This window comes from Candidatus Electronema sp. PJ (assembly GCF_048287395.1).
Taxonomy (GTDB): Bacteria; Desulfobacterota; Desulfobulbia; order Desulfobulbales; family Desulfobulbaceae; genus Electronema.
This window is the reverse complement of the sequence record NZ_JBLWEO010000008.1, coordinates 1-6,130: the sequence shown is the minus strand read 5'-3', so window position 1 is coordinate 6,130 and position 6,130 is coordinate 1. Positions and strand designations below refer to the sequence as shown.

Here is a 6,130-nt window from a genome sequence, read left to right as displayed (position 1 = left end):
TCCGCTCTCTGCGCCGCCATGCGCAAGCTCGTTCATCTCTGCTTCGGCGTGCTGAAAACACGCCTTCCTTACCAGCCAAATTATCCGCCGTCTTGCCTGGCAGGAGGTCTTTCCTCTTGACAGGCAAGACGGTATCTACATACCATATCGAGTAGTTTGTTGAAAACAAAAAAGAGCGGTGCGTTGTTTCTCAGGGAGCACTCAAACTTTCAAACGCTGTGTTCGGTGCTTTGAATGCCTCGTTTGAAACGACCTCCTTTGAAGTTGCACTTGCCGCCTGTGATCAAATAGATTACCATCATTAGGACGATCTCTGTATAGCCTCTTGAATGCGCCTCACTGAACAGGAAAATATGCGCTGCAATTACACCAGATATTGAGTGTTCCGCCTGTACAAGCCGCCCGGTCTGGGCGAGCTGACGGCGAACGCAGCTCCTTTCCCTCTTTCCTGAACTAGCCTATCCCACGGCTTCTCACTTCAAGGAACTCCGACAAGGACGCGCCGCCGATCCAGGCTAACACGCGAAACCTTTTTCGGATGCTTGAAGCAGGAAGCTGCCTCTTTGTTCTGTCTTTCAGCAGCTTATCCGCTTGCATCCTTTGAAATTGGCGATTGCATCCCGCAGTCGCTGCGCTGTTCAACTCATTTCAACCAAAGGAGAAATACCATGAATGCAAGAAAAAGGATGCTACTGCTTGCCGCTGTTTGTCTGGCTATCGGCATGACTAAAGTTCAAGCCGCTGATGTTGACAGCAGTAAGTTTGAGAAGGAAATGGAAACCGAGCAGGCCGCAGTGAAACTGGCCCGCGAAACAGTTGAGGGCGGCTACGGCTTAATCACCACGGAAGAGCTAAAAAAGCTGATTGATGCTGACAAAAAAATTCTGGTCATTGATGCGAGGGAGTATGAGGCAAGCTATCAAAAGGAGCATCTACCTGGTGCAAAGCACTTCCTTTTCCCTGTGCCGATCATGACTGCCTGGGACAGCAAGGAAACCGGTGGCAAAACGCAGGATGATTACGCTGCCTTGCTTGGTTCAGATAAAAATAAAACCATTGTAGTTTATTGTGGCTTTGTTAAATGCACACGCAGTCACAACGGTGCAGTATGGGCCAAGAAGCTAGGCTACACTCACGTGCTGCGCAATCCGGGTGGCTTCTTTGCCTGGAAGGGCGCAAAATACCCGACCGAAGTAGCGAAATAACAGCTTCGCCATCAGCCGCTCCCTCTGGGGGCGGCTTTTTTTATTAGACCTCTTGCAGAAGTCAACAATCAGGTTGAAGTGGAGAGCGAACCGATTTCTTCTGTTGCGGTTTTTTTCGCATAACCATGAGTTAATATTCCTTTCTTGCTCGCTGGCAAAGGAATTTAGCTTGGCCAAAGAGGAGTTCTGCCGACTTGGAAAGAAGTCGTACTCGGCAGAAGAGGAGTTTGGCCGAGTAGCAAAGGAATCTTGCCGACTAGGAAAGGAGTTTTAGTCGGCAAAACTCCTTTGCGGCTGACCAGGAAAGCAGTTTGGCCAAGCCGAACTCCTCTGCTGCCAAGTACAACTCCTTTCTGGTCGAGCCAAATTCCTTGGCAAACAAGTAGGACTCTTCCCTTGCTTATGTGAACTTTGCTTTAACCTGATTGCTATCTGCTGTAAACCCTTCCTGTTACCTTATGCAGGAGATTTATTTAGACCAACGCATTTTTCATCTCTTCCTCATCTTTTCCTAACACAACCTGAGCATATTGACTCAGGAAAAGGTTGAAGCTGAAACGTAAGTCGTTTATCGTAGGAAAAACAAGAAGCCAACCACAAGCGAGGAACCTATTATGAAGCTGAACGCAGTTCGTTGGATGGCGGCAGCAGCAGCTGTCGTCATGGCAGCCCTCAACATCGCCCCGGCAGCAGCCCAGACCGTGAGCATCAACGGCGCAGGCGCGTCCTTTCCCTTCCCGGTCTATGGCCAGTGGGCGCACAAGTACAATCAGCTGACCGGCGTGCAGGTCAACTACCAGTCCATCGGTTCGGGTGGTGGCATCGCCCAGATCAAGGCCAAGACTGTGGACTTCGGCGCGTCTGACGATCCGCTGAAGACCGAGGAGCTGAATCAGGCCGGGCTGCTCCAGTTTCCGATGATCATGGGCGGCGTGGTACCAATCATCAATGTCAAAGGCATTGAGCCGGGCAAGATGCTGTTGACGAACGCCTTGGTGGCGGATATCTTTCTTGGCAAAGTCAATAAATGGAACGACCCGGCCATTGTCGGCCTGAATCCCGGCCTCCAGCTGCCAGAGCAGAAGATCACTGTGGTGCGCCGCGCTGACGGCTCTGGCACCACCAGCATCTTCACCAACTATCTGGCCAAGGTTTCGCCGGAGTGGAAGGACAAGATTGGCGCGGGCAAGACCGTAGAATGGCCGGTTGGCGTGGGCGGCAAGGGCAACGAGGGCGTGTCCGCCTATGTGCGCAAGGTCAACGGCTCTATCGGCTATGTGGAGTACGCCTACGCCTTGCAGAACAAGCTCTCCCATGTCAAGCTGCGGAACCGCGACGGCGGCGAGGTTGAGCCGACCAGTGCCACCTTCCAGGCTGCTGCGGCCAACGCCGAGTGGAAAGCTGAGGAAGGCTTCGGCCTCTTCCTCACTGACCAGCCGGGCAAAGAGAGCTGGCCGATCACCGGCGTGTCCTACATCCTGATCTACAAGCAGCATGACAAGGCTGACATCGCCGCAGCCATGCTCAAGTTCTTTGACTGGGCCTACAAGCACGGCAAGGAGACCGCCGAGAAGCTGCATTACGTCGCCATGCCGGAGAACGTAATCCAGATGGTGCAGGCGGCTTGGGCCAAGGATGTCACCGCTGGCGGCAAGCCGGGCTGGCCTGCGAACTGATTGAAGCAACAAGCAAGGAGTAGCGGCAACATGACGAAAAGCAAGAAGGTTCATACCGAGGCCGAGCTGGTCGAGGCGGAGCACAAGGGCGCATCACCTGTCATCAACGTGCAGCTCTTGGCGGAACTCGGCGACAAGCTGGCCAAGCGCGAGAAGTACGAGCATGTGTCCGGCCTTGAGGCTGTGCATTACTACCTGATGCAAAAGCATCATTGGCTGCCGAAACGGGTGCGCTCGATGAAGCTGGACGAGCTTTTGTTCTGCCTGAAAGAGGAAAAGCTGTGAGCCGCGCCGATTATAGTGCTTAGGTCGCTCCGACCTAAGTGCTTATGTCCCACCGATGTAAGCGTTATAGTCCGTCGGACATAAGTGCTATGGTCCGCAGCCCTGAACGGCAACGCGACAAACGGGCAGGAAGTCAGTTTTCCTGCCCGCAATCTGTTTTCTGAGAACGACGATGGAGCACCACAGCCAAATCGAACGGCACCAAGGTTGGAAGACCAGCAAAAGCACGGACATGATCTTCCGAGGCATCACCGCCGCCTGCGCTGCGTTGGTGCTGATTGTCATGGCAGGCATCTTCGCCTCCCTGCTCTGGAACTCGCTGCCTTCCATCCGGCATTCTGGCATCAGCTTCCTCTTCTCCAAGGCATGGGATCCGGTCAGCAACGAATTCGGCGCACTGAGCAGCATCTACGGCACGCTGATGTCCACGGCCATCGCCATGCTGCTGGCCGTGCCTTTGAGCATGGTCATCGCCCTTTTTCTGGTTGAATTAGCCCCGCCCAAAGTCAGCTACGTGGTCGGCAGCGCGATTGAGCTGCTTGCCGCAGTGCCGAGCATCATCTACGGCATGTGGGGCTTGTTCGTCTTCGCTCCCTTCATGGCCGACAATGTGCAGCCGCTGCTGTCGAAATACCTTGGCTGGCTGCCGCTCTTTCAAGGGCCGGAGATGGGCATCGGCATGATGACCGCAGGCATCATCCTTGCTTTGATGATCCTGCCCTTTGTCAGCACGGTGATGCGCGATGTCTTTGCCATGGTGCCGGATGTAATGAAAGAAGCGGGCTACGGCATGGGCGCGACCACCTGGGAAGTGACCAAGGATGTGACCATCCGCTACGGCATTCAGGGCATGATCGGAGCCTGCCTGCTCGGTTTGGGCCGGGCCATTGGCGAAACTATGGCTGTGACCTTTGTCATCGGCAACAGCAGCGACCTCTTCATCTCACTCTTTGAGGCAGGCAACAGCATCGCCTCGCGCTTGGCCAACGAGTTCGCTGAAGCTGCTGATCCTTTGTACATGAGTGCTTTGATGGAGCTGGGCTTGGTGCTTTTCCTGATGACCTTTGGCCTGCAAGTGGTCACGCAATTCTGGATGAAGCGGGTGAAACGAAAGATGGGAGGTGACCTGCTGTGACACGGCGTTCAGACAAGGGCCGCAAGCTGCTTGATTTCACGGTCAAGGCCGTTTCATTCGGCGCGGCTTTGCTTGGCATCTTCTTTCTCGGCTGGATATTGTTTGTCGTCATCCAGCGCGGCATCGCGGCAATCAGTTGGGACTTCTTCACCAAGCTGCCCACCCCGCCGGGCATGGAGGGCGGCGGCGTTGCCAATGCCATCATCGGCACAGTGCTGATGACTGGCATCGCCATCTTGATCGGCGTGCCGACAGGCGTGCTGGCCGGGGTCTATTTAGCCGAGTTCGGCAAGCACACCCGCCTTGGCGCGTGGGTGCGTTTCACGGTCAACGTGCTGATGGGCATTCCCTCGATCATCATTGGCCTCTTCGTTTATTCGATCCTCGTCTTTCCCTTTGGCCGCTTCTCCGGCTTTGCGGGCGGAGTCTCCTTGGCCATCCTGATGTTCCCGGTTGTCTCCCGCACCACCGAAGACATGTTGAGCATGGTGCCCAACGCCCTGCGCGAGGCCGCCCTTGCCATTGGCAATCCCCGCTGGATGGCGACATTGAGCATTCTCTTCCGGGCGGCCAAGTCCGGCCTGATCACCGGCGTGCTGCTCTCGGTGGCAAGGGTCAGCGGCGAAACCGCGCCGCTGCTCTTCACCGCCCTGAACAGCCCCTACATGATGAAGTCTCTCAACGAGCCGGTCGCCAACCTGACCGTCACCATCTACCAATACGCCATGTCCCCCTATGACGACTGGAACCAGGTGGCGTGGGGCGCGTCGCTGGTGATTATGATCACTGTGCTGCTGTTGAATCTGACGGCGCGTTTGATTGTGGGCGGGAAGAGAAAATAGAAATTTTTGGAGATGGTGATGGAAAAAGTCATGCGCATAGAATGTCCCGCTGAACTGTTGCTAGGTCTGCACGTCAACATTGAACGCCTTGCGGAAATGGTGAAGCTGGAGGCGGCAGTTGCCCTGTTCAAGAAAGGGAAGATTTCATCGGGCATGGCGGCGAAGTGGCTGGACATGCCCAGAGCGGTTTTTCTTGTGCAGGCGATGGAGCAGGGGGCCGCTCTGCTGGAAGATTCAGCGGACGATGTCCGCCGGGAGACGCGGCTGCTGTGATTGTCTTCTCCAACACCACGCCGTTCATCGCCCTGTCCTCCATTGACCAGCTTGAGCTGCTGCCGCGTCTGTTCGGCACGGTGCGCGTTGTGCCGGAAGTTGCAGAGGAGTGCCGCGCAGGCGGACTGATCGCCGTGCCTGAGCTGACGGGCCTGCCGTGGATACAGCTTGCGCCGTCGTCTCCTGATGTCAGCAGCCTGCCTCTGCTTGAGCTGGATAAAGGCGAGAAGCACACCATCCATGCCGCCTGTGAGCATAAAGCCGATCTGGTCGTGATTGATGAGAAGATTGGCCGCAATGTAGCGGAGTATCTCGGCCTTGCCGTCATCGGCACCTTGGGCATCCTGCTCAACGCCAAGCGGAAGGGGATGATTGCGTCCTTCTCGCGCTGCGTGGCGGAGATGCAGCGGAATGGCCTGCGCTATCACCCCCGCCTTGTTGAGCGGCTGAAGGGTGCGTGCGGGGAGTAGCTGTTTCCTGTTGACAGAGGCAGTCTAGGTGCTTATGCTGGCGGAGATGTTGCTCTCCCCAGCCTACGTTACTAGACCTCTTGCATAAGTCATCGGCCAGCAGTCAAGCACCTCCGGTAAAACCGGAGGCTTGGTAAGGTGAACCGCCCAAGGCGGTTTAAGTTGCGGCCTGTTTTATGCAATTACTGCGGCTTATTGACATCTTCATACGGGGAGCTTTTCTGCTGGAACAACTCCAGCTGCT

8 protein-coding genes are annotated in these 6,130 nt (G+C 55.7%); 7 read left to right on the top strand and 1 reads right to left on the bottom strand.

Annotation, left to right across the window (positions count from 1 at the left end; genetic code table 11):
- The first annotated feature begins 668 nt into the window (after positions 1-668).
- Entirely contained in the window at positions 669-1,205 is a 537-nt protein-coding gene (locus ACNKIB_RS01115) for a rhodanese-like domain-containing protein (protein ID WP_417908697.1), read from the top strand.
- 256 nt (positions 1,206-1,461) lie between these two features.
- On the opposite strand, the gene ACNKIB_RS01110 is transcribed toward ACNKIB_RS01115, so the two are convergent.
- Positions 1,462-1,587, bottom strand: coding sequence for a hypothetical protein (locus ACNKIB_RS01110; RefSeq protein ID WP_417908696.1), 126 nt, complete (start codon positions 1,585-1,587; stop codon positions 1,462-1,464).
- Between the two features lie 232 nt (positions 1,588-1,819).
- Here ACNKIB_RS01110 and pstS point away from each other — a divergent pair, with 232 nt between their 5' ends.
- From pstS to ACNKIB_RS01080, 6 genes are all read left to right on the top strand, one after another.
- Positions 1,820-2,881, top strand: a complete 1,062-nt coding sequence (gene pstS / locus ACNKIB_RS01105) for a phosphate ABC transporter substrate-binding protein PstS (protein WP_417908695.1) — start codon at positions 1,820-1,822, stop codon at positions 2,879-2,881.
- 30 nt (positions 2,882-2,911) lie between these two features.
- On the top strand, positions 2,912-3,166 hold the full coding sequence (locus tag ACNKIB_RS01100; protein WP_417908694.1) for a hypothetical protein: 255 nt from the start codon (positions 2,912-2,914) through the stop codon (positions 3,164-3,166).
- 172 nt (positions 3,167-3,338) lie between these two features.
- Positions 3,339-4,301, top strand: a complete 963-nt coding sequence (pstC, locus tag ACNKIB_RS01095; protein ID WP_417908693.1) for a phosphate ABC transporter permease subunit PstC — start codon at positions 3,339-3,341, stop codon at positions 4,299-4,301.
- Positions 4,298-5,143, top strand: a complete 846-nt coding sequence (gene pstA / locus ACNKIB_RS01090) for a phosphate ABC transporter permease PstA (protein WP_417908692.1) — start codon at positions 4,298-4,300, stop codon at positions 5,141-5,143. Before pstC ends, pstA begins: the two co-directional genes overlap by 4 nt.
- An 18-nt stretch (positions 5,144-5,161) precedes the next feature.
- Entirely contained in the window at positions 5,162-5,416 is a 255-nt protein-coding gene (locus tag ACNKIB_RS01085; protein ID WP_417908691.1) for a UPF0175 family protein, read from the top strand.
- Positions 5,413-5,886, top strand: a complete 474-nt coding sequence (locus tag ACNKIB_RS01080; protein ID WP_417908690.1) for a DUF3368 domain-containing protein — start codon at positions 5,413-5,415, stop codon at positions 5,884-5,886. Before ACNKIB_RS01085 ends, ACNKIB_RS01080 begins: the two co-directional genes overlap by 4 nt.
- Positions 5,887-6,130: the final 244 nt, after the last annotated feature.